This is a genomic window from Thiosulfatihalobacter marinus (genome assembly GCF_016019955.1).
GTDB lineage: Bacteria > Pseudomonadota > Alphaproteobacteria > Rhodobacterales > Rhodobacteraceae > Shimia > Shimia marinus_A.
In genome coordinates this window covers 424,145-447,454 of the sequence record NZ_JAECRZ010000002.1, presented here as the reverse complement: position 1 = coordinate 447,454, position 23,310 = coordinate 424,145, and the positions used below count along the sequence as shown (strand labels likewise).

Here is a 23,310-nt window from a genome sequence, read left to right as displayed (position 1 = left end):
GCCTCACTCCGCCGCGCCGATGCGCAGCTCGATCGGGTCCAGCCCGTCGATCCCGCCGGTCACAACCTGCCCCGGCAAGACCGGCCCCACCCCGGCGGGCGTGCCTGTCATCACCACATCGCCCGGACCCAGGTGATAATAGCGCGACAGATGCGCGACCACCTCGACACAGGACCACACCAGTTCGTGCAGGGTCGCGTCCTGCCGGGTCTCGCCGTCCACTTCCAGATGAATGCGCTGGCCGCCCACCGCGCCAAAATCCGCCACCCGGGTCATCGGCGCGAACACGGCCGAACCCTCGACATCCTTGCCCAGATCCCAGGGGCGGCGCTTGTCCTTGCCGTCCTGCTGACGGTCGCGCCGCGTCATGTCCAGCGCACAGCCATAGGCAAAGATCGCCGCCGCCGCGGCCTTGTCGTCTGCCCGGAACACCGGCGCGCCGATGGCAAAGGCCAGTTCCATCTCGTGATGATAGTTATCGGTGCCCGCCGGATACGGCAGTTCGGCCCCGCTTGCCACCGCATGCACCACCGATTTGGTGAAATACCACGGCGCTTCGCGGTCCACCTCGCCGCCCATCTCGGCGGCATGGGCGGCATAGTTGCGCCCCACACAAAAGATCCGGCGCACCGGATAGGCAGCAGCCTCGCCCCGGACCGGAATGGCAAACACCCCGGCCGGTGCAAACAGGTAATCGGTCATCTCGCGCGTTCCTCGTAATAACCCAGTTTTTCCTGAAGCGGACGATCATGCACCCGCACCAGATAGCAATCATCCTCTGCGGCGATGCGGATATCGGCAAAAACCGGCGCGGTAAACGTGGCCTTGGGGCCGAATTCAAACCGCGCCCCGTCAATCTTGGCCACCCCGCGCCCCGCGATCACGTGATACGCCCCCGAACACGACCGCAGCGGCGGCGCCTCCACCTGCCCGGCCCCGATCCGCATCGCGGTGAACCCCATGGTCGGCAACACATCCTCGCCGGTTTCCGGGTTCACGTAATCCAGCTCCGCCACATCGCCGCCGGCATGGGCCGCCATCGCGTCCAGCGCCGCGCGGGTGCGCTCCCAGGGATAGCGCATCATCGGATAGCGCCGCGCGCCCGCGCCCGGCCGCCGTGTCGGCGCCAGCCCGGCGGCGCGATACTCTACCTGGCTTGCATCGGGCCGGTTGCGCTGGGCCTGCAACGGGCCCTCCACCGCATAAGATCCTTCCAGATATACGAATAACGGCAGGTCCAGCGCATCCAGCCACACCACCGGCGCGCTGCCCTCATGGCCGTGATCATGCCATTCGCCGCCCGGCGTCAGCACCAGATCGCCCTCTTCCATCGGCAGCTTTTCCCCATCCACCACCGTGTATCCGCCCTGGCCCTCCACCACGATCCGCACCGCCGACGGCGTGTGCACATGCGCCGGCGCGGTTTCCCCCGGCAACAACAGCTGCATCCCCAGATAGATCGAGGCCGTGGCCTGCATCGCCCCCGCCCCGCGCCCCGGATCGCACAGCACCAGCACCCGGCGTTCCGCCTTTTCCACCGGGGTCAACTCGCCCGCGCGCAGCAAAAGCGGGCGCAGCTTGCCGTAATCCCAGAACCCCGGCCGCGTCACCGCCGACGGGCGCCCATGCGGCAACACGTTGCGCATCATCGGCCACAACGGCGCCACCCCCGCCGCCGCCATGTCGGCGCGATACGCGTCCGGCAAGTCTTCAAGCGTTCCCAACTGTTGTGACATGGTTTCCCTCCCGGCTTTTGATTTGCATACTTATAATAAGTACACTTGTCAATTTCGCAAAAACCATGTTTCCTGCACAAACCATGACCGAGATCCACAATATGGCCGGGCATCTTGTCCGGCGGCTCAACCAGATATCCGTGGCGGTGTTCACCGATCGCATGGCGGCGGCGGGGATTGACCTGACACAGGTCCAGTTCGCCGCCCTCTCCGCCCTCAGCGCCCGCCCCGGCATTCCCCAGGCAGAACTGGCCGGGGCCATCGCCTATGACGCGGCCACGCTGGGCGGCGTGGTCGACAGGCTGGTGGCCAAGGGGCTCGTGACCCGCCAGACCAACCCAAGGGACCGCCGCGCGCGGGTGCTCTTTGTAGCGCCCGCGGGGCGCGACCTGCTGAACCGCGCCCGCCCCGTGGTGCGCGCCCTGCAGGATGACATCCTGTCGGGCCTCACCCCGTCCGAACGCACCACCCTTCTGGACCTGCTGAAGAAAACCACCAACGCGGGCAACGCCAAAAGCCGCGCGCCGCTGCGTTAGCCGGCCACGGCCTTGGCCAGCCTTGGCAGACGGGCCTTTTTCAACAATGCCCGCATCGGCCAGGCCACACCGGAAAGCCGCTCGGCCTCGCGCCGCACGGTTTCGCACACCCCGGACACCGCGTCCGGGGCGTCGTCAAATATCCGGCGCAGGAACGCGTCCGGATCGATCCGGGTCAGCCCTTCCTCGGCCAGAATGTTTTTCGGGAAATCGCGCGCGTTCAACGTCACGATCACATCCGCCGATCCCGCTATCGCCGCCGCCAGGACATGCCGGTCCGCATCGTCGGGCAACCACAGCCGGTCCTCCAGCGACGGCTTCCACGTCACTTCGGAATCCGGCCATGCCGCGCGCAGCAATGCGATCTCGCCACGCGCCTGGGTTTCACCCGTCGGGCCCAGCTTGCGCGCCGCGCGCGCCCATTCCTCCAGGATACGCGCCGACCATAACGGGCGATACGCCCCGGTTGCCGCCACCCCCAACAACACTTCGCGCATTACCGTGGGATAGATCACGCAGGTATCCAGAACCGCGCGTGTCACAGCCGGAAAAACAACGCCTTGAGATAGCCGCTTTCGGCCAGTTGCGGCATCAGCGGATGATCCGGCCCGGCAAATCCGGTATGGATCAGCTGCGCCTGCCGCCCGGCCCGGCCGATCCCGCGCACCGATGCCCCCCGAAACCGCGCCAGATCGGCGGCGTGCGAACAGGAACACAGGCCCAGATACCCGCCCTCGGCGACCAGCGGCGCCGCCATGCGCGCCACCCGCTCATAGGCGCGCAACCCCTTTTCCAATGCCGGCCTGGACGGCGCGAACGCGGGCGGGTCACAGATCACCACGTCAAATCGCGCGCCCTCTTCGGCCAGGGCCCCCAGCACGTCGAACGCATCGCCCCTGCGCGTTGCGAACCGGTCCGCCACACCCGCGGCTTCGGCCCCGGCCTCGGCCAGGTTCAACGCCGCCGCCGACCCATCCACGGCCAGCGCGCTTTGCGCCCCCCCGGCCAGCGCGGCCAGCGAGAAGCCCCCGACATGTGAAAACACGTCCAGCACCCGCGCGCCGTTGCTCAACCCCGCGGCAAAGCCGTGATTGGGCCGCTGATCATAGAACAGCCCGGTCTTCTGGCCACCGATCAGATCGGCCATATAGGTGGCGCCGTTCATCCCCACCGGCACCGGCGCCCCGGGCGCCTGCCCCACCATCACGACGGTTTCCTCGTCCAGCCCTTCCAGCATGCGCGCACGCCCCGTCGCGTTCTTGATCACACAGGTCACACCTGTCACCTCGACCAGCGCCGCCACCAGCGCGTCAATCCGCGCCTCGGCCCAGGCCGCGTTCGGCTGCACCACGGCCACATCGCCGAACCGGTCCACCACCACGCCGGGCAACCCGTCGGCCTCGGCATGGATCAGCCGGTAGAACGGCGCCGGATACAGCCGCGCGCGCATCGCCAGCGCGCGCCGGAACCGCTCCGCAAACCACCCCTGATCAATCCGGGTGTCGATGTCACGCGCCAGAACCCGGCAAAAGATGCGCGAGTTGGGATTGACAGTCACCAACGCCAAGGACCGCCGCTCAGAATCCTCCAGCACCGCCAGCCCCCCCGGTTCCAGCGCCTTGGTGCGCCGGTCGGTGACGATCTCGTTGTCATACACCCAGGGAAACCCGTGGCGGATGGCCTGCGGGTTGGATTTCGGTTTCAGGCGGACAAAAGGCAAAGAGGACGGCGTCATGCCGTCCTCCTAATCGTTTCTGTCTGTCGTGAAAAGCTCAGAGTGGCTTTACCGGGGTTAGCGGAGTCACCCGTGCCGTCACGCCATTGGGCGGTGGCAGGAACCCTTCCGGCAGGCTCATCTCGTCGCGCACCACACGGGCCAGATGCTGGGTGATGCGGTATTTCTGGGTCAGGCCACGCGCCTCGGCCTGCAATGCCTTGGCACCGCCATACCCGACCAGATCGGCCTTGATCTCTTTCGGGCCGCGCAGCACTGCGCCGGTGACAGGATCGGTGATCGTCATCACGAACTCGATCGAATGCACGCCGCCCACGCTGTAACGTGTCTTCTCGGTCAGCGCATGGAACCGCTTGACCTCGATATTCACCTTGACCGGCATCGCGCCGTCCAGATCGCCGCCCCCAAGGCGCACGCTCTCCTCAAAGATCGCCTGCACCTGCTCATAACGGTTGCCATAGGCATCGCCGCGCCACACGATATCACCACCGGGATAATAGCGGTTGGCCTCGGAAACCTTCAGCGTGGTCGGCACCTGCACATCGATTTCAGCCAGGCTGAATGACGGGGCCGACGCAACGATCCCTCCCGGGATCTGTCCGGGCGTCGCTTCAAACGGGGCATTCCTCGTGACAGTCTCTACCGAGCCACAGGCCGCAACACCCAGCCCAAACGCCATCACCGCAATCAGTCGAACACGTTTCATGTCCCTCTCCTCGGGCCGTTCCGGCCTCTTCGACGGGCCATTCCGGCCCCCTCAACACAGGCTGAACCTGCGCACCAAATGGGGCGTGAATACGTCAAGGATGGTGCTATTCAGGGGTATTTGCCTGCATTCACAGGGGCATCTGCCAATGCTCGTCAGTTGCGCGGGCGCGACCGCCACCCGCCCCTGCGGCGCGGCGCCTGCAACTGAACCTGTCCCTGCCGCAAGACGTCGGTCATCGGATGGTCCGGGAATTCCCCGCCATAGCGCATCAGCAAGGCCGGGATCACGTCGCGCGCCTCGCGCCCCTCCGGCAGCGACAGCGCCCAGTCCAGAAAGATCGACCGGCACTCGCCCGCCGTGATCCCCTGGATCCGATAGCTTTCCCGCACCAGCCCCTTGGGGTCCAGATCATCGCGCTGCTTTGTCATCTCCCGCGTCCCTCACCAATACGGCATCGATGATATCGCCCGCCTGCGCGGCACGCTCCCGCATCTCTGCTTCAAGCTGCCCCAAAGCGTCTTCCCCTGTCTGGCGCAACAGAAACGCCCGCGCGCCCGTGCCCAGCGTGTCGGCTTTCAGCTTGGCGCCCGACAACAGCTTGGATGCAAGCTGCACTTTCCAGTAAAGCGCATGGGCCGCGGCCAGCTCTGTCGCCTCGGCGGCGTTCAGCCAGCCAATCGCGACACCGGCGTCCAGCCCGTCGGCCACATCGCGCCGCGCCGACCCGGCCATCAGCGCCGCCGCCTGGCTGATCAACTCGATGTCCTGCAACCGCCCGGGGCCGATCTTGGCATCCCACGGGCCATCGGGCGCCTTGGCCGCCGCGATTCGCGCCCGCATGTCCGCCACGTCCCCCCGGATCGCCGCCCGTTCCCGGGGCAACGCCAGAACTTCGCGGCGAAACGCCTCCACCTCGTCCATCAACCCGGCCTCGCCCGCAACCGGCCGCGCCCGCGTCAGCGCCAGATGCTCCCAGGTCCAGGCCTCCTCGATCTGATAATTGCGAAACGACGCCAGCGATGTCGCCACCGGCCCCTGCGTGCCCGAAGGCCGCAGCCGCATGTCCACCTCATAAAGCCGCCCCTGCGCCATCGGCGCACTCAGCGCCGTCACCAACGCCTGGGTCAGCCGCGCGTAATAGGCCCGCGCCGCCAGCGGGCGCCGCCCCTCGGAATACTCAACCCCCTGCGCGTCATAGATCACGATCAGGTCCAGATCCGACGCCGCGTTCAGCCGCCGCGCGCCCAGCGATCCCATGCCCAACACGATCGCGCCCCGCCCCGGCGCATCACCGTGCTTTTCGGCGAATTTCTCCGCCACCACCGGCCACAGCGCGCCAATCACCGCATCCGCCAGGTCGGCATATTGCCGCCCCACCGCCTCGGGCGGCGCTATACCGCGCAGATGATGCACTCCGATCCGGAAATGCCATTCCTTGGCCCAGCGCCGCGCCATGTCCAGCCGCGCCTCGTAATCGCCCTCGCGCTGCAACGCCTCGCCCAGTTCCGCCTGCAACGCCGCCGCGCCCGGCCAATCGGTAAAGAACGCCCCGCCGATCACCGCATCAAAGACCCCGGAATTGCGCGACAGATGCCGCGCCAGCGCCGGCGCCGTGCCCACGATATCCACCAACAGGTCGATCAGTTGCGGATTGGCCTCGAACAGCGAAAACAGCTGCACCCCGGCGGGCAACCCCTTCAGAAACCCGTCCAGCGCCAACAGCGCCTCATCCGGCTTCGCCGCATCCGACAGGCGCTTCAGAATTTCCGGGCGCAACCGCGCAAAGATCTCCACCGCCCGCTGACTGCGCAGCGCCGGATAGCTTGCCCAGCGTTCCAAGATCTCGGGGTCAAAACCGTGCGCCGAAGCCACCGCGCGCTCCTCGGGGGCAAAGAACCCCTCGGTCAGCACATGCACCTCGGTCAGCCGTGCGCGCAGCTCCGCCTCCAGCCCGGCCCGGTCGCGCCCCATCAGACAGGCAATCCGCTTCAGCCCCTCCCCGGTCTTGGGCAAAAGATGTGTCTGGGCGTCGTTCACCATCTGGATACGATGCTCCACCTCGCGGTGGAACCGGTAATGATCCGCCAGCTTGTCGGCCACGTCCTCGGGCACCCAGCCCCGCGCCGCCAGCTTGCGCAGCCCCTGCACCGTGTGACGATCCCGCAAATAGGGGTCGCGCCCCCCGGCAATCAACTGCCGCGTCTGGGTGAAAAACTCGATCTCGCGAATGCCGCCCCGGCCCAGCTTCATGTTGTGCCCCGGCAAGGTGATATCCCCGCCCAGCCCCTTGTGCTCGCGAATGCGCAGCCGCATGTCATGCGCGTCCTGAATGGCCGCGAAATCCAGATGCTTGCGCCATACGAACGGGATCAGCGTGTCCAGAAACCTCTGCCCCGCCGCCAGATCGCCTGCCGAAGGACGCGCCTTGATATAGGCCGCCCGCTCCCAGGTCCGCCCCAGGCTCTCGTAATACCGCTCCGCCGCCTCCATCGCCAGGCACACCGGCGTCACCGCCGGGTCCGGGCGCAGCCGCAGATCGGTGCGGAACACATAGCCCTCCCCGGTGATATCGTTCAGCATCGCCGCCATCTTGCGCGTGGCACGGATGAAACTGGCGCGCGCATCGTGATAATCATCAGGGTCGAAACGGGACTCATCGAACAAACAGATCAGATCGATATCCGAACTGTAGTTCAGCTCATGCGCCCCCATCTTGCCCATCGCCAGGCTCACCATTCCCCCGGCAACCGCAATATCGTCTTCGGTGGCGCCCGGCAGCTTCTTGCGCCGGATCTCCGCCCCGATCGCCGCCTGCATGGCCAGCTGACTGGCCAGATCGGCAAAATCCGTAAGCGTCCCCGTCACCTTCTCCAGCGCCCAGGCCCCGGACAGATCCGCCAGCGCCGTCACCAGCGCCACCTTGCGCTTGGCCCCGCGCAACGCAACCGCAAGCCGGTCCGGCGCACTGATCCGCAATTGCGCGAACACCGCCGCCAACGCCGCCTCGGGATCATCCAGCGCTTCCCCCAGCCAGGCCCGCTCCTTCTCGATCAGAGACTTCAGATACGGGCTCGACCCGCCCGCCCCCTCCACCAGTTCCGCCACCGGGCCGCGCAACCCGCCAACGGCCGCGCGCGCCTCGGCACCACGCGCGGGATCAAACGGTCTGGGCAAGCGGCAGATGCGGGCTTCAAAACTCATGACGCGACTTTGATCCCCCCCCGCGCCAAGGTCAATTGCCGTTCCCGTCGCATCCCGGATCCGCTCTTCATTTTGCCCCAAATACTCCGGGGGAGTCGCGCCACGCGCGACGGGGGCTGGCCCCCCTACGGGGCCGAAATTCGCGCGCCGCGCCCGCGTTTTCCGGCATTGCCGCCAGCCACACAGGGCCCCGCCGGGCCAAATCCACCCGCCTGGATCTCGGTTTTTCTTGTGATTTTATTGTTTAGTTTCAATCCATTGACCAAATAATGTAAAAAACATTCACATCCCTTCCTTGCAAGCGCAGGCACAAATGCCAATCTATACAATGTAAACACGCTTTACATTAACGGTTCAAATCCAACAATGGAGACCCCGCATGACACCTGTTGCCGCCCATTCCGAAACCGCACCCCTGGGTTGGGTGTCGCGTGCCGAAGCCTGGCTTGACAGCAAAGGCAAAGGCGCCTGGATCGCCGCCATGGTGCTTGGCTTCGTCTTTTTCTGGCCCGTGGGGCTGGCCCTTCTCTTCTACATGATCTGGAGCAAGCAGATGTTCAAGAAATCCTCCTGCAACCGCCGCCACCAATCCCGCCGCATGCACGTCATGACGCCGACCGGAAACTCCGCCTTCGACGCCTACCGCGAAGACACGCTGCGCCGCCTGGAAGACGAGCAACAAAGCTTTGAAAACTTCCTGCAACGCCTGCGCGACGCCAAGGACAAGGCCGAGTTCGACCAGTTCATGAACGAGCGCGCCCGCAAGGCCAGCCAGGAACGCGACCAGACCTCAGAGGCGTGATCCCGCGCCTCCCCTCCCGCCGGAGCGGCCCCCGCCGCTCCGGCACCCATCCGTCCCAAAGAGCAAAACCATGTCCTATCGCAGCTTCGCCCTGCCAGATCCCCAAACCCAGGCCGAATTCTACGCCGATGTCCCCCTCAAACGCCTGTTTGCCTGGGTGATCGACGTGGTACTGATCGCCATTGCCTGCCTGCTGATCCTGCCCTTCACCGCCTTCACCGGCGTGTTCTTCTTTCCCGCGCTAATGGCGGTCGTGGGCTTTGTCTACCGTGTGGTCACGCTGGCCAGCGGCTCGGCCACCTGGGGGATGCGACTGGTCTCGCTGGAAATGCGCCGCCAGACCGGGGACAGGTTCGATTTCGCCACCGCGCTGCTGCACACGATCGGGTTCTATGTCTCGGTCGCCATGGCCCCGCTTCAGCTGATCTCGATCGTGCTCATGCTCTTGTCCGCACGCGCCCAGGGGCTCACCGATCACGTCATGGGCACTGTCGCCATCAACCGCGCCGCGCGCTCCTGACCGGTCCGGCTCCCGGATCACGTATCCGGGGGTTGGCGCGCCGGTCTCCTGTTGCTATCGTCTCTTCCGGATCAAGTGACAGGTCTTCATGCGCCACACCCTGCCCCTCGCGCCCCAGTTCTACGTGACGGCGCCCCAGCCCTGCCCCTATCTTGAAGGCCGGATGGAACGGAAACTGTTTACCGCGCTCCAGGGCGAGAACGCGGTGGCGCTCAATGACGCGCTCTCCCACCAGGGGTTCCGCCGCTCGCAGAACGTGCTTTACCGGCCCTCCTGCGCGGAATGCAACGCCTGCCTCTCGGCCCGGATCGACGTGTCGCGCTTTCATCTTTCGCGCAGCCAGAAACGCACGCTCAAACGCAACGCGCACCTGCAACGCCGCGCCACGTCCCCCTGGGCGACCGAGGATCAGTTCGACCTGTTCCGCCGCTATCTCGACAGCCGCCACGCCGATGGCGGCATGGCCGACATGGACGTGTTCGAATTTGCCGCGATGATCGAGGAAACCCCGATCCGCAGCCGCGTCGTGGAATATTCCGACACCCGCACCCACGACCTGATCGGCGTCAGCCTGACCGACATGCTCTCGGACGGTCTGTCGATGGTCTATTCCTTCTACGAACCCGGCCTGCCCCGCCAAAGCCTGGGCACTTTCCTGATCCTCGATCATGTCGAAATCGCCCGCGAGGCCGGTCTGCCCTATGTCTATCTGGGCTACTGGGTGCCCGGCAGCGACAAGATGGGCTACAAGGCCAGCTTCTCGGGGCTCGAGGTCTATGTCGGCGGTCACTGGCAGACGGTGAGCGATCCCGCCGCCTTCGACGCAGAGCTTCACCCGCTCTCGACCGATCCGATCGCCGAACAGGTGGCCAATATCTCGCTTCCCGACATGCGCGCGCCCAAACCCTGATCCGGTCCCTGGCCCGGTGCGCTCGGGCGCTTTTCCTGCGCCCCCGCCTCAGCGCAACGCCAAACGAAAAACGCCAAACGAAAACGGGGCCCCGAAAGGCCCCGTTTCTTCACTCTGTCACCGGCGTCACTGCCCGATCAGCGCCGGCAGGATCGTCACCACGGACGGGAACGCCCACAACAGCCCCAGACCAACCACCTGGATCAGCACGAAGGGAATGATGCCCTTGTAGATGTGCCCGGTGGTCACTTCCTTGGGCGCCACACCGCGCAGATAGAACAGCGCAAAGCCGAATGGCGGTGTCAGGAACGAAGTCTGAAGGTTGACCGCGATCATGATCGTCACCCATTTGGGATCGAACGTGCCGCCATAGATCACCGGTCCGACAATCGGGATCACGATATAGATGATCTCCAGAAAATCGAGCACGAAGCCCAGAACGAACAGCACCAGCATCACGATCAGGAACACCGTGAACTCGTTGTCGAACGATTTCAGGAAGCCCTGGATATACTCCTCACCGCCAAAGCTGATCACCACAAGGTTCAACAGCTGCGAACCGATCAGGATGGTGAACACCATGGATGTCACCTTGGCGGTCTCCCGCACGATCGGCGTCAGCACCTTGCCCCGCATCAGCACCCAGCAGCCATAAAGGATGCCGAAGATGGCAAACAGATAGGCGCCCTTGGCCACGACGAACGCGATCCAGTTCTCGATCGCTGCCCCTTCCTGGTTGACACGCAGGTCAAAGTTGATGCCCACCAGGATCATGACGATGATGGCAAAGGTCGCCCAGATGATGATGGCCCCGGATTTCTCCTGATCCTGCAACTTGCGGTAGGCCGCCAGCATGATCGCGCCACCCGCGCCCAGCGCCGCTGCCGGCGTCGGGTTGGTGATGCCACCCAGGATCGATCCAAGCACGGCCACGATCAGAACCAGCGGCGGGAAGACCACGCGCAACAGCTCGTTCTTTCCCAAAATCCCCGCCGCATAGCGACAGCCATACAGCGTCATCGCCAGCGGCAGCCCCAGGAAGATCATGGTCCAGCCCGGCGTCGTCACCGGCGAAATCAGCAGAATATCCGCCAGCAAGGCCAGCAACACACCCGCCCCGCCCACAAGCAACGGCGTCGGATTCGCGCTTGGCGATACACCCCGAGCGGTGGTCAGGATCAGCGCCAACAACAGAAAGCCGGTGGCAATCCCCGACCCGATCGGCGCCGCGTCGGCCACCCGCTGGGCAAAGATTTCCGTGCGCTCCTGCTCGGTCAGCTTCTGCGCTTCGGCAACACCGCCCGCTTCGTCGATCACCGCCTGCTCGGCCAGTGCCTGATCCCAGGTCTCCTGCCCGTGCAACTCGATCATGGACGCGGCACAGTCATCGCTCACATTGGTGCGCAGGCTTGCCGTTTGTCCGGCATCCGAGAAGCTGTCGACCACGATATACTGGTTGCCGATCACATTGACCTGCCCCAATAGGATCACCCCGGCAATCAGGGCCACCGGCACACCCAGGAACCAGGTAAAGGCCTCGCGCCGCGTCACCGGCTCGTTGCCGGATTCGCCCAGCGCGACCGCGGGCGCCTTGGACGGGTTGAGCAACGCATAGCCAAAGGCATAAAGCCCGTACAGGATGGCCAGCATGATCCCCGGCAACAGCGCCGCCTGGAACAGCGTGCCCACCGACACAACCGCCGGTTCGCCCAAATAGGTCAGCGCATCCGTGCACCCCGCCACCTGGGCCCGTGTTTCCTGTGCCGCCGAATACAGATCCCCCGCCAGCGTGCCCAGCAGAACGATCACGATCGAGGGCGGAATGATCTGCCCCAGCGTGCCCGACGCCGCGATCACGCCCGTCGCCAGTTGCGGCGAATAGCCATTGCGCAGCATGGTCGGCAGGGACAAAAGCCCCATGGTCACAACCGTCGCGCCCACGATCCCCGTCGAAGCCGCCAGGAAGGCGCCCACAACCACAACCGACACGGCCAGGCCGCCCGGCAGCGGGCCAAAGACACGCGCCATGGTGGTCAGAAGGTCATTGGCGATCTTGGACCGCTCCAGCGTGATGCCCATAAGCACGAACATCACAACCGCCAGCAATGTCTCGATCGACTGGCCGGCCAGTACACGTTCGTTGATCCGGTTCACGATGAACGACAGGTTGCGGTCCATCGCCTGTTCCCAGCCGCCCACGAACACCGGTTCGGCGGCGCGTGGCAGTTCGGGATACCGGAAGATCGATATCGTGTCGGCCTTGACCCCCTGGCTGATCAGTTCGGCATACATGGCCGACCCGGTATCGATCGCCTGGTGGATCAGGATACCCGCGCTGTCCAGCGCGGCGATGATCCCGAACGAGATCACCCCGGCCCCGCCGATGGCAAAGGCCACCGGAAAGCCGGACAGAATGCCTCCGAAAAGGCAGAGAAAGACGATAATCAGGCCGATTTCGACCCCATCAAGTCCGAATAGCATTGGTTCTGCCCCTTAGATTAATGCGTGCCTTCGTAGGCTTCTTCACCTTCACCCAGCGAATCGCGGTCAAGGTATCTGCCTTCGCTTGCCTGGCCCTCGCGGTATTCCAGGAATGACCGGTAGAAAAACGCGATGGCCTGCAAGAACACCATTCCCGCGAATGCCACCAACAGCACCTTGAACAGGAAGTAGGCGTTGAACCCGTTGGGTGAGAACCCGATGGTCTCCACGTTCCATTTCAGGATACGGGCCTTTTTCATCAACAGTTCCACCTTGTCGGATGCCGACACTTTGGGCGTCACCAGATGGCGCCACATAAAGTACCACCCATACATCCAGGTCAGCACCGCCGTCGGCATCATGAACGCAAGCGAGCCGAACATGTCGATCACCCGCTTGGCCCGGAAACTGATCGTCGAATAGACAAGATCCACCCGCACATGGCCGCCCTGCACAAAGGTGTAGGTGGCGCACAGCGTCACGATCATCGCGTTATACAGCTTCAGCTCTTCCGCCCACCAACTCACGTCCTTGGTCAGGAAATCCACGTTCCAGATCAGGCTGATCTCGGCCACGGTGAAAATCCGTTGCAGGAAGACGATCACGATCTGCTGGATCACCATCAGCAGGCCCGCCCAGGCAAAGAACCGGCCCACCGTGTTGGCAAACCCTTCCAGCACCCGCACACAGCCCCACATGAAGCCGGGCCGCCAGATCCCGATCGCCGTCACCACCAGGAAAGCGGTGAACACCACAAAGAAAAACTCGGTCGAGCCCCCGTAATAGACAAAGCGCATCAGCGCCTGCTTGTCTTCCGTGGTCTCCAGACCGCCAATCCAGCTCAGCCACTGCCCCGGACGTGTAAGCGCATAGCCCACATTCACGAAAGCCTGACCAATATTGGAAATGAACCAGACCAAAGCGTCCAGCATTGCCCCACATCCCCTTTGGTTACATCATCCGAACGCCGCCACCACCGCGTTCCACAGTTTGGCAAAAGGCCCCCCGGAACAGTGCCGGGGGGCCAGTTTGCTTAGCAATACAAGGGCTTAGCCCATCACGCGGTCACGCTGGGCGCGATAGGCGCCTTCGGACCTGACCAGCCAGCCGGACGAGGCGCGCATCGAGGCTTCCGCCGAGGCGCGGATCTTGGCGAACAGTTCATCATCCATGTAGCTGTCCATGGTTTCCTTGGCTGCGGCTCCCATCGCATCCCAGACACTGTCGGGGAATTCCAGGGTTTTCACGCCACCGGCCTGCAAACGCTGAAGCGCGGAACCGTTGTTGTTGAGGAACTGCGCCAGGTTCCACTGGTGCGAAGCCGCGGCTGCGATCTCGATGATCTTCTGATGGGCCGGCGACAGCGAGTCAAAGACTTCGCGGTTGGTGGCCAGCGTCAGCGCCGCACCCGGCTCGTGGAAGCCCGCAGTATAGTAGAACTTGGTGATTTCCTGGAAACCGGCTTTTTCGTCCGCCCAGGGGCCGATCCACTCGGTCCCGTCAATCGCGCCCGAGGCCAGCGCCTGATACACTTCCGAACCCGGCAGGTTCTGCACCGAGGCACCCATTTTGCCAAGCGCCTGACCACCCAGGCCCGGCATCCGGAACTTCAGACCCTGGAAATCTTCGGGGCCGTTGATTTCCTTGGCGAACCAGCCGCCCGCCTGCGCGCCAGTATTACCGGCCAGGAAGGATTTCAGGCCAAAGATTTCGCCCAGCTCATCATGCAGCGCCTGACCTTCGCCCTGGTAGTACCAGTTCGCCACTTCCTGCGCGGTCAATCCAAACGGCACCGTTGTGTAATACGCATAGCCAGGATGCTGGCTGATGAAATAGTAGTCGGCCGCGTGATACATGTCGGCCTGACCGGCGGTCACGGCGTCAAACACCTCAAAGGCGCCAACCAGTTCACCGGCGGCCTTGATTTCCACGGTCAGATCCCCACCCGACATTGCGGTGATGGTGTCCGCGGCGTATTGCGCCGCGTCAAACACGCCCGCCAGGCCACGGCCCCAGGACGTGACCATGGTCAGCGTGCGCTTGCCCTGCGCATATGCCGGAGCCGCCAGAGTGGTGCTGGCCGCGGCCGCGCCGCCAAGGGCGGTAGTTTTCAGAAAAGAACGACGATCCATTAGGTTCTTCCTCCCAGAATTAAGTTCAGCCCGAACAGTCTTTTCGCTCTTCGGACGGATCGTTTAAGTGTGCAAACCCTATCCTCGCAGGCACGGGTTTGGAAATACCTAGTTCTGCGTAGTTGACCGCCGGTTGGGCAAAAAACTTCACCAATTCATCCCGTATTTCTACGTAGATCCACGCTTTGAGCGGGTGTTTGCACCGATTCGCCCCTAGGATTCGGCGTCAAAGCAACGTAACGAATCATACATGCGCCGCCTTCTTTCGCATCTGCGCCTGTCTTATGGGCAAAAGCTCTTCATGCTGGCCACTGTCCCGCTGATTTTGGCGGTGGCCGCAATTTCCGTGCTTGTCGCCTCCCAGTCGCGTCAGCTGGCCGAGCGCGAGATCCGCGCGCTCGAGACCAAGCTGATCGAGGCAAAGAAGGCCGAACTGAAAAATTACCTCTCGCTGGCCCGCACCGCCTTTATCAATATCTACGGGCGGGCCGCGCCGGATGACGAAGATGCCAAACTGGCCGTAACCCAGATCCTGTCGGCCATGCTTTACGGGCAGGACGGCTATTTCTATGTCTTCGACTATTCTGGCAACAACCTTGTCAGCCCGCGCCAGACCTATCTCATCGGCAAGAACTGGAAGGGCATGACAGATCTGAACGGCACGCCCATCACCGACAAGCTGATCACCCTCGCCCGCTCGGGCGGGGGGTATCACAGCTTTGACTGGATCAAACCCAGCACCGGGGAAACCGCGCGCATGGTCACTTATTCGATCGGGTTTCAGGATTGGCGCTGGGTGGTGGGCACGGGGGTTTTCATCGACGACGTTCTCGAAAGCGTCGCCGCCTCCCGCGCCGAAGTCGAGGAACGGGTGCGGCGCACCTCGTTTTATATCGTGGCAATCACCGTCGCGGCACTGTTGCTGGTGTTTCTTTCCGGCATGGTGATCACCGTTCGCGAACGCCGCCTGGCGGATGCCAAGCTCAAGGCGCTGACCCAGCGCGTTTTCGATGCCCAGGAAGAAGAGCGCGGCCGCGTGGCGCGCGAGCTGCATGACGGTATCAGCCAGATCCTTGTCGGCGTGCGCTATGCGCTGGATACCGCGCGGCGCCGCTTTGCCAGCGGTGACGCGCGCGCGCCCCAGATGCTGGACAAGGGGCTGGAGCACCTGTCGGGCGCCATCCAGGAAGTGCGCCGCATTTCCCGCGATCTGCGCCCCGGCGTGCTGGACGATCTTGGCCTTGGCCCGGCGATCAAGGCCCTGACCGACGATTTTGGCGCCCGCACCGGCATCGAAACCCGCTTTGAAACCGTGGTTTTCCGCAACCGCCTTGATCCCGACGCCAAGATCGCATTGTATCGCATTGCCCAGGAGGCGTTGACCAATATCGAGCGCCACGCCAATGCCACCAGAGTCACGGTCGATGTACGGGGCCACAAGCGCGGCGCCACCCTGCGCATCTCGGACAATGGCCATGGCATTCCCCTGGACCGGAATGGCAATGCGCGGGGCGGGCTGGGCCTGCGCAACATGCAGGAGCGCGTCGAACAGCTGGACGGCACGCTGCGCATCCTCTCCAGCCGCACCGGCACCGTGATCGTCGCCGAAGTGCCGCTGACCCACATTCTGACGCCGCAGGATGACGGCCCCGAAAAAACAAGAAAGGCCAGCGCATGAACGATCCGATCCGTGTCGCCATTGTCGACGACCACCCGATGGTGGCCGAAGGTATCCAGTCGATACTGGAAAGCTATGACGATATTTACGTCGTCGGAGTGCTGTCCAACGGGCGCGAGGCGGTGGACACCCTGCCCCGTCTGACCCCGGACGTGATCCTGATGGATCTCAACATGCCCGAAATCGGCGGGCTGACCGCCACCGAAATGCTTTTGGAAACCGACCCCGATCTGCGCATTCTCGTGTTGTCGATGCATGACAGCCCGGAATACATTTCGACCGCGCTCAGCCATGGTGCGATGGGCTATGTGCTCAAGGATGTGCAGACCGACGAAATCAAGACCGCCATCGACGCGGTGATGCGCGGCGAGCGCTATCTGTGCACCGGCGCGCGCGGCTCGCTGGAACCGCCCGAGGGCAGCGCGCGCGAGCAGCTGACCAGCCGCGAACAGACCGTGCTGCTGCAACTTGCGCAGGGACAATCCAACAAGGAAGTGGCGGCGGTGCTGAACATTTCGGTGCGCACCGTGGAAACGCACCGCAAGAACATCAAGCGCAAGCTGGGCATCTCCTCGACCGCCGGGCTGACCCGCTATGCCTTGGAACATGGCGTTTTGCAGGGCACCGGCGGTCTGTGAACCCGGCGCGGCGGTCTCCCGCCCCCTGAAGACGCAGCACAGCTGCGCCCCCAGGCGTTGGGCGTGGCTCGGCTGCGCCGAGCCTTTTTGAGTATTTTCGGAACACTGAAAGCGGAAGGGCGCGCGCCGGGTTAACGGCGCGTTTTCTGCCCGCGGGCACCGACGCGATACCGACGTGGCGCCGACAGTTTGCCGATTGCGAAAACCAATGTTTTTCAGGTTGTTAACCCTGATTCGTGCTGGCTATTCCGCCGCCTTGTCCGCGGCGATTTCGGCGGCGCGTCTTTCGACCTGTTCGACGATGTGGTCCACCATCTGGTCATTGGACAGCTTGTGGCTTTGCTTGCCCGCCAGGTAGACCATGCCAGACCCCGCGCCGCCGCCGGTGAAGCCGATATCGGTCATCAGCGCCTCGCCGGGGCCATTGACCACGCAGCCAATGATCGACAGGCTCATCGGTGTGTGAATATGCGCCAGCCGTTTTTCCAGTGTTTCCACAACCCTGATCACGTCGAATCCCTGTCGCGCGCAGCTGGGGCAGGAGATGATATTGACCCCGCGATGGCGCAGGCCCAGGGATTTCAGGATCTCGAAGCCGACCTTCACCTCTTCGACCGGGTCGGCGCTGAGGCTGACACGCAACGTGTCGCCGATGCCCATCCACAGCAGCTGGCCCAGCCCGATGGCGGATTTGATCGTGCCGCTGACAAAGCCCCCCGCCTCGGTGATCCCGAGGTGAATGGGGGCATCCGTGGCCTCGGCCAGCATCTGGTAGGCCGCCGCCGACATGAACACGTCGCTGGCTTTGACGCTGATCTTGAACTCGTGAAAATCGTTGTCCTGCAATATCCTGATATGTTCCAGGCCGCTTTCGACCATGGCATCCGGGCAAGGCTCGCCGTATTTGTCCAGCAGGTGTTTCTCCAGCGATCCGGCATTCACCCCGATGCGGATCGAGCAGCCATGGTCCCTGGCTGCCCGGATCACGTCGCGCACCCGTTGCTGATCGCCGATATTGCCCGGATTGATCCGCAGGCAGGCCGCGCCGGCCTCGGCGGCCTCGATGGCGCGTCTGTAGTGAAAGTGGATGTCGGCCACGATCGGCACCGGGCTTTCGCGCACGATATCACGCAGCGCCGTTGTGGCCGCCTGGTCCGGGGTTGACACGCGCACGATATCGGCGCCGGCCTCGGCAGCGGCCAGCACCTGGCCCAGCGTGGCGCGCACGTCGCTGCTGTTGGTATTGGTCATCGTCTGGACCGCGATCGGGGCATCGCCGCCAACCGGCACGTTGCCCACCATGATCTGGCGCGATTTGCGCCGCTCGATATTGCGCCAGGGGCGGATGTGGTTCATCGACATGTCAAAGCCCTTCGCCAGATGCGATTCAGAGCCTGTCTAGTGCCTTTCGGCGCGCTGTTGAAGTCACGATCGGGATATTGCCAACGCGTCCGGGCACGGCGGTGATCAGTCCCCCTGAACCGCCACGCTATCGGCGATGGCCAGCGCCACGATCCGGGCCAGTTCCGGGTCACCGTCCAGATCGGCAACGTCATACCCCTCGCGCAGGGCGTCCATGTCCAGCGCCAGGTCGCGCACCGTATTCGAACCCTCGCCCGCCGGGCCGAACAGCTCGCCGTTCAGCTTGAAATACAGCGAACCGGACATACCGGCCCGCAGCGTCGGCGGGTCTTCGGTTGCCGGCAGAACGTATTCCTCGCCCGCATCCAGAATCTTTTCGAACAGAACCGTTCCGTCCGCCGCCCGGATCCTTACCCAGGCAGGGCGCACCGCCATGACCACGATTTCGGGCGCCGCATCCTCGACAACCTTGGGGGCCGTTACCGGGGCGTCGACGGGCAATGGCGCGAACGCCAGGCGTGGCGGTTCCGGCGTGAACGCGCCGATACTGTCCGGATCTAGCTGCGAGATCGGCGCATCGCGCGAAACCAGCACCGGCACGTCCAGCGCCTGCGGGCGATACAGCCGGTCCAGCGCCTCGCTGGGCGGCGCGAATACGCCCGCCGTTTCCCGATCACCGCCGCTGTTCAATGCCGACCCAGAAACGCCGGCTTCCGCCACCGGATCAAGATCTGACAGGACGACAGGTTTTTGCTCTACCGGGGCCAGCGTGACCCGCTGAATCTCGTTCAGAACGCTCCAGCCGCCATAGCCAATGGCCGCGATCAGCGCGACCAGCACAAGCGAAGATCCAATGGCGCGCGGCTCGATCCGCGACAGGATCGAATCCTGGATCGGGGTGAATGGCATATTGGGGGTGGCAAACGGGTCCGAAGATTTCAGCGGAACGACGATATCCGCCTTTCGCATGGTCGATGCCTCGGCCGACATGCCATGCGCGGTGGAGAAACCGCTTTCCGCGCAAAACTGGGCAAAGGCCTCTTCCGGGTTCATGCCCAGATAACGCGCGTAGGAACGCACATACCCGGCAATGAAGCCGGGCGTTTCAAACGCGCTGGGATCGCAGTTTTCGATGGCAGACACGTAAGCGGCGCGAATACGCAGTTCGCGTTGCACATCCAGAAGAGATTTGCCCAGAGTCGCGCGCTCGCCCCGCATCACGTCACCAAGACTCAGGTCGAAATCGTCGAAGCCTCTCGGCCTCTCCTCTGTCACTTCGGGTATGCGCTGTCCCTTGCGCCCGATCATGCCATATGCCCCATATCCACGCCGACCCGCTACCGTCCCACGATTCGGATCGGTCCACTTGTTAAGCGCATCCTACCACAAGGCAATGGGTTTTGCACATGCGGCGGGGATCAGCCCGCCAATTCGGCACGATTCAGCGCACAGTGGCTCCACAACTCGTCCATGGCATGGACCAGCGCGTCCATTTCCTTTGGTCCATGCACGGGCGACGGCGTAAACCGCAGCCGTTCGGTGCCGCGTGGCACGGTCGGGAAATTGATCGGCTGCACGTAGATGCCGTAATTTTCCAACAGCATGTCGCTCAGCTTTTTGGTATGCACCGGATCGCCCACGATCACTGGCACGATATGGCTGCCATGGTCGATGATCGGCAGCCCCAGACCCTTGAGCCGCAGCTTGAGCACCTTCGCCTGTTCCTGGTGCCGGTCGCGACGCGCCTGATCGGACTTGAGATGACGCACCGAGGCCGCCGCCCCCGCCGCCACCGCCGGCGGCAGCGACGTGGTAAAGATAAAACCGGGCGCATAAGAGCGGACCGCGTCACACATCTTTGCCGAAGCCGCGATATAACCGCCCATCACGCCAAAGGCCTTGGCCAGGGTTCCGTTGATAATGTCGATGCGATGCGCGAGCCGATCCCGCTCGGTCACGCCGCCGCCGCGCGGGCCGTACATGCCCACCGCGTGAACTTCGTCGATATAGGTCAGCGCGCCGAATTCATCGGCCAGATCGCAAATTTCCTCGATCGGGCCGAAATCGCCATCCATGGAATAGACGGATTCGAACGCGATCAGCTTGGGCGCGGCCGGATCGTCGGCGGCCAGCAATTCGCGCAGATGGGCCACGTCATTGTGACGAAAGATCCGCTTGGCCCCGCCGTTGCGCCGCACACCTTCGATCATCGAGGCGTGGTTCAGCGCGTCCGAATAGATGATCAGCCCCGGAAACAGCTTGGGCAGGGTGGAAAGCGTGGCGTCATTGGCAATGTACGCGCTGGTGAACAGCAGCGCCGCTTCCTTGCCGTGCAGATCGGCCAGCTCGGCCTCCAGCCGCTTGTGATAGGCCGTGGTGCCCGAAATGTTGCGCGTCCCGCCGGAACCGGCGCCGGTGGCGTCTACCGCCTCATGCATCGCCGCAAGAACGGCGGGATGCTGGCCCATGCCCAGATAATCATTGCCACACCAGACGGTGACAGGCTGCGTGGTGCCGTCAGGCTTGTTCCAGACCGCGTGCGGGAAATTCCCCTGCTCGCGTTCAATATCGATAAAAGTCCGGTACCGGCCTTCGTCATGCAGTCGCTGGATGGCAACATCTAGCTGAGCAGTATAGTCCACGCGGGTGTCCTCCACATCCGATTGCCAGCCCAGAGGATGCGCGTTTCCGGCTGGCAACCATTCAAGTCCCTGAATACATATATCCTACGCATCTTTGGGACAACAGGTAACAAATTGTCCCGCTTACCTACATTGACTCAAGTCAAGAGGGAAACCCCTTGAGTGGCGATGATCTGGACACTTCGAACCGCGATGATAGGCTCGCCCGGTCGCACCCGTATTTGTCGTAACGTCAGGAGCATCCAATGTCGCTTGAATCCGTCCTCACCCGCATCGACCAGGAGATGCCCCGCGCCCTGGAGCGCCTGATGGAGCTTTTGCGCATTCCCTCGATTTCCACCGATCCCGCCTTTCAGGGCGAATGCCAAACTGCCGCTGACTGGCTGGTGGCCGATCTGCAAAGCATTGGCGCCAAAGCGGAAAAGCGCCTCACACCCGGCCACCCCATGGTCGTGGCGCATTTCGAGGGCAACGGGCCGCATCTGCTGTTTTACGGACATTACGACGTGCAGCCTGTCGATCCGCTGGAATTGTGGGACCGGGATCCGTTCGATCCCGCCATCGAGGACACGCCGGCGGGCAAGGTGATCCGCGCCCGCGGCGCATCCGATGACAAGGGCCAGCTGATGACCTTCATCGAAGCCTGCCGCGCCTGGAAGGCCGAGAACGGTGCGCTGCCCTGCCGCATCACGGTCTTCCTGGAAGGCGAGGAAGAATCGGGCTCGCCCTCGCTGGTGCCGTTCATGCAGGAAAACGCAGAAGAGTTGACATCGGACATTGCCCTGATCTGCGACACCGGTCTCTTTGAAAGTGCCGTGCCGGCGATCACCACGATGCTGCGCGGCCTGCTGGCCGAGGATTTCACCATCACCGGCCCCAGCCGCGATCTGCATTCGGGCATGTATGGCGGCATTGCCATGAACCCGATTCGCATTCTCACCCGCGCGCTGGCCGATCTGCACGACGAAACCGGCGCCGTCACCCTGCCCGGCTTTTATGATGATGTGCCCGAATTGCCCGACGCGGTGCGCGCGCAGTGGCAGGGGCTGAATTTCGATCACGCCAAATACCTTGGGGATGTCGGCCTGGCCACCCCCGCGGGCGAACAGAACCGGACCCCGCTGGAACAGATCTGGTCCCGGCCAACCTGCGATGTGAACGGCATCTGGGGCGGTTATACCGGCGACGGGTTCAAGACCGTCCTGCCCAGCCAGGCGTCGGCCAAAGTCTCGTTCCGCCTGGTCGGGCAACAGGATCCGGACAGGATTCGCGCGGCCTTCCGCACACATCTGGAAAGCTACCTGCCGGACGGATTCTCGGTGGCGTACCGCACCGAAAAAGGCTCTCCAGCCTCTCAAATGTCGATCGACCACCCCGCGTTCGAAAAGGCCCGCCAGGCGCTCAGCGATGAATGGCCCCGGGCCGCTGCCTATGTCGGCTGCGGCGGATCGATCCCGATTGCCGGCTATTTCAAGGAAATACTCGGCGTCGATTCGATGCTGATCGGTTTTGGCAGGGACGACGATCAGATCCACTCGCCCAACGAGAAATATGACCTGGAAAGCTTTCACAAGGGCACCCGCAGCTGGGCGAGAATTCTGGACGCGCTGACCCGCTGAAACGAAATTCGTGGCGAATTTCGGCCCGGTTCTCACCTTGAAAACCGGGTGCTTTCCCAGAAATCAGGTTGGATTTCAAACCGGTAGCTTGGCCCGGCAAACCCTGCCCGGCGCATCGGAAATTTACCAAGGCGCCATATCGCGCATATGTTGCCCGGCTTCGGGATCCAATCTCGGTCAACGATTTACAAGAGAGAAAGTGGCGCGGTTGACGGGGCTCGAACCCGCGACCCCCGGCGTGACAGGCCGGTACTCTAACCAACTGAGCTACAACCGCGCATGGGCCTTTCGGCGTGATCCGGTTTCCTTGCGGACCCCCGGATCGGGGCTGGCAGCGGTGGCGCGGTTGACGGGGCTCGAACCCGCGACCCCCGGCGTGACAGGCCGGTACTCTAACCAACTGAGCTACAACCGCTCACTGCCCGCTTTCGGGCGGTGCCCGTCAGCGTGAGCCGTGGTTTATGCGCCCCACTCTGGCGCGTCAAGCGTATATGACCGCCCATGTCGAAGATTTTTCCCGTCTTTTTCCAACGCCTGCCCGCCCCGGGCGCCCGGCTTCGGGACGCAGCGATTTCCCACGTATCTGCCGCCGCCCGTACCATCTCGTCA

The 23,310-nt window shown here is 63.6% G+C and carries 20 protein-coding genes and 2 tRNA genes; 7 read left to right on the top strand and 15 right to left on the bottom strand.

The features are described from left to right. Positions 1-3 precede the first annotated feature (3 nt). The gene (locus I3253_RS05155) at positions 4-702 is read right to left on the bottom strand and encodes a fumarylacetoacetate hydrolase family protein (protein ID WP_197916561.1); all 699 of its coding nucleotides are present in this window, start codon (positions 700-702) and stop codon (positions 4-6) included. Then, positions 699-1,736 carry a cupin domain-containing protein gene (locus I3253_RS05150; protein WP_197916560.1) on the bottom strand — a complete coding sequence of 346 codons (1,038 nt, stop codon included), beginning with the start codon at positions 1,734-1,736 and terminating at the stop codon, positions 699-701. The genes I3253_RS05155 and I3253_RS05150 overlap by 4 nt, the downstream gene beginning before the upstream one ends. 83 nt (positions 1,737-1,819) lie before the next feature. Here I3253_RS05150 and I3253_RS05145 point away from each other — a divergent pair, with 83 nt between their 5' ends. Next, positions 1,820-2,272 (top strand): MarR family winged helix-turn-helix transcriptional regulator, encoded by a 453-nt coding sequence (locus I3253_RS05145; protein ID WP_197916559.1) that lies wholly within the window; start codon positions 1,820-1,822, stop codon positions 2,270-2,272. Here I3253_RS05145 and I3253_RS05140 read toward each other — a convergent pair. The 5 genes from I3253_RS05140 to I3253_RS05120 form a co-directional block, all read right to left on the bottom strand. Beyond that, positions 2,269-2,814: an RSP_2648 family PIN domain-containing protein gene (locus I3253_RS05140; RefSeq protein ID WP_332255686.1), complete on the bottom strand. Its 546-nt coding sequence runs from the start codon at positions 2,812-2,814 to the stop codon at positions 2,269-2,271. The two genes, I3253_RS05145 and I3253_RS05140, sit on opposite strands and share 4 nt — an antisense overlap. Next, the gene (locus I3253_RS05135) at positions 2,811-4,007 is read right to left on the bottom strand and encodes an RSP_2647 family RNA methyltransferase (RefSeq protein WP_197916558.1); all 1,197 of its coding nucleotides are present in this window, start codon (positions 4,005-4,007) and stop codon (positions 2,811-2,813) included. The genes I3253_RS05140 and I3253_RS05135 overlap by 4 nt, the downstream gene beginning before the upstream one ends. Positions 4,008-4,044: 37 nt before the next feature. Then, positions 4,045-4,713 carry a DUF6778 family protein gene (locus I3253_RS05130; RefSeq protein WP_197916557.1) on the bottom strand — a complete coding sequence of 223 codons (669 nt, stop codon included), beginning with the start codon at positions 4,711-4,713 and terminating at the stop codon, positions 4,045-4,047. A gap of 155 nt (positions 4,714-4,868) precedes the next feature. Then, positions 4,869-5,144, bottom strand: coding sequence for a hypothetical protein (locus tag I3253_RS05125; RefSeq protein ID WP_197916556.1), 276 nt, complete (start codon positions 5,142-5,144; stop codon positions 4,869-4,871). Further along, positions 5,125-7,917 (bottom strand): [protein-PII] uridylyltransferase family protein, encoded by a 2,793-nt coding sequence (locus I3253_RS05120; RefSeq protein WP_197916555.1) that lies wholly within the window; start codon positions 7,915-7,917, stop codon positions 5,125-5,127. Before I3253_RS05120 ends, I3253_RS05125 begins: the two co-directional genes overlap by 20 nt. Before the next feature lie 379 nt (positions 7,918-8,296). Between I3253_RS05120 and I3253_RS05115 the strand changes: the two genes are divergently transcribed. The 3 genes from I3253_RS05115 (at position 8,297) to I3253_RS05105 (ending at position 10,149) form a co-directional block, all read left to right on the top strand. Further along, positions 8,297-8,719 (top strand): DUF2852 domain-containing protein, encoded by a 423-nt coding sequence (locus tag I3253_RS05115; RefSeq protein WP_197916554.1) that lies wholly within the window; start codon positions 8,297-8,299, stop codon positions 8,717-8,719. A gap of 70 nt (positions 8,720-8,789) precedes the next feature. Continuing rightward, a complete protein-coding gene (locus I3253_RS05110) occupies positions 8,790-9,239 on the top strand; it encodes an RDD family protein (protein ID WP_197916553.1) in 450 nt (149 codons plus the stop codon). Positions 9,240-9,327: 88 nt separating this feature from the next. Continuing rightward, on the top strand, positions 9,328-10,149 hold the full coding sequence (locus I3253_RS05105) for an arginyltransferase (protein WP_197916552.1): 822 nt from the start codon (positions 9,328-9,330) through the stop codon (positions 10,147-10,149). A 126-nt stretch (positions 10,150-10,275) separates the two neighbouring features. On the opposite strand, the gene I3253_RS05100 is transcribed toward I3253_RS05105, so the two are convergent. The 3 genes from I3253_RS05100 to I3253_RS05090 form a co-directional block, all read right to left on the bottom strand. Next, the gene (locus tag I3253_RS05100) at positions 10,276-12,630 is read right to left on the bottom strand and encodes a TRAP transporter large permease (RefSeq protein WP_197916551.1); all 2,355 of its coding nucleotides are present in this window, start codon (positions 12,628-12,630) and stop codon (positions 10,276-10,278) included. A gap of 17 nt (positions 12,631-12,647) precedes the next feature. Then, the gene (locus I3253_RS05095) at positions 12,648-13,562 is read right to left on the bottom strand and encodes a TRAP transporter small permease subunit (protein WP_197916550.1); all 915 of its coding nucleotides are present in this window, start codon (positions 13,560-13,562) and stop codon (positions 12,648-12,650) included. A gap of 117 nt (positions 13,563-13,679) precedes the next feature. Then, the gene (locus I3253_RS05090) at positions 13,680-14,762 is read right to left on the bottom strand and encodes a TRAP transporter substrate-binding protein (RefSeq protein WP_197916549.1); all 1,083 of its coding nucleotides are present in this window, start codon (positions 14,760-14,762) and stop codon (positions 13,680-13,682) included. A 250-nt stretch (positions 14,763-15,012) separates the two neighbouring features. On the opposite strand from I3253_RS05090, the gene I3253_RS05085 reads away from it, so the two are divergent. Next, positions 15,013-16,440, top strand: a complete 1,428-nt coding sequence (locus tag I3253_RS05085) for a cache domain-containing protein (RefSeq protein WP_197916548.1) — start codon at positions 15,013-15,015, stop codon at positions 16,438-16,440. Next, positions 16,437-17,078, top strand: a complete 642-nt coding sequence (locus I3253_RS05080; protein ID WP_197916547.1) for a response regulator transcription factor — start codon at positions 16,437-16,439, stop codon at positions 17,076-17,078. Before I3253_RS05085 ends, I3253_RS05080 begins: the two co-directional genes overlap by 4 nt. Before the next feature lie 243 nt (positions 17,079-17,321). On the opposite strand, the gene ispG is transcribed toward I3253_RS05080, so the two are convergent. The 3 genes from ispG to hemA form a co-directional block, all read right to left on the bottom strand. After that, positions 17,322-18,440 (bottom strand): flavodoxin-dependent (E)-4-hydroxy-3-methylbut-2-enyl-diphosphate synthase, encoded by a 1,119-nt coding sequence (ispG, locus tag I3253_RS05075; RefSeq protein ID WP_197916546.1) that lies wholly within the window; start codon positions 18,438-18,440, stop codon positions 17,322-17,324. A 105-nt stretch (positions 18,441-18,545) separates the two neighbouring features. Beyond that, positions 18,546-19,748: a helix-turn-helix domain-containing protein gene (locus I3253_RS05070; protein WP_197916545.1), complete on the bottom strand. Its 1,203-nt coding sequence runs from the start codon at positions 19,746-19,748 to the stop codon at positions 18,546-18,548. A 110-nt stretch (positions 19,749-19,858) separates the two neighbouring features. Further along, a complete protein-coding gene (gene hemA, locus I3253_RS05065; RefSeq protein ID WP_197916603.1) occupies positions 19,859-21,082 on the bottom strand; it encodes a 5-aminolevulinate synthase in 1,224 nt (407 codons plus the stop codon). A 245-nt stretch (positions 21,083-21,327) separates the two neighbouring features. Here hemA and I3253_RS05060 point away from each other — a divergent pair, with 245 nt between their 5' ends. After that, positions 21,328-22,701 carry a M20/M25/M40 family metallo-hydrolase gene (locus I3253_RS05060; protein ID WP_197916544.1) on the top strand — a complete coding sequence of 458 codons (1,374 nt, stop codon included), beginning with the start codon at positions 21,328-21,330 and terminating at the stop codon, positions 22,699-22,701. A gap of 200 nt (positions 22,702-22,901) precedes the next feature. Here I3253_RS05060 and I3253_RS05055 read toward each other — a convergent pair. Then, positions 22,902-22,978 (bottom strand) — tRNA-Asp (locus tag I3253_RS05055). A gap of 61 nt (positions 22,979-23,039) precedes the next feature. Continuing rightward, positions 23,040-23,116: transfer RNA gene (locus tag I3253_RS05050), tRNA-Asp, on the bottom strand. Between the last annotated feature and the right edge of the window lie 194 nt (positions 23,117-23,310).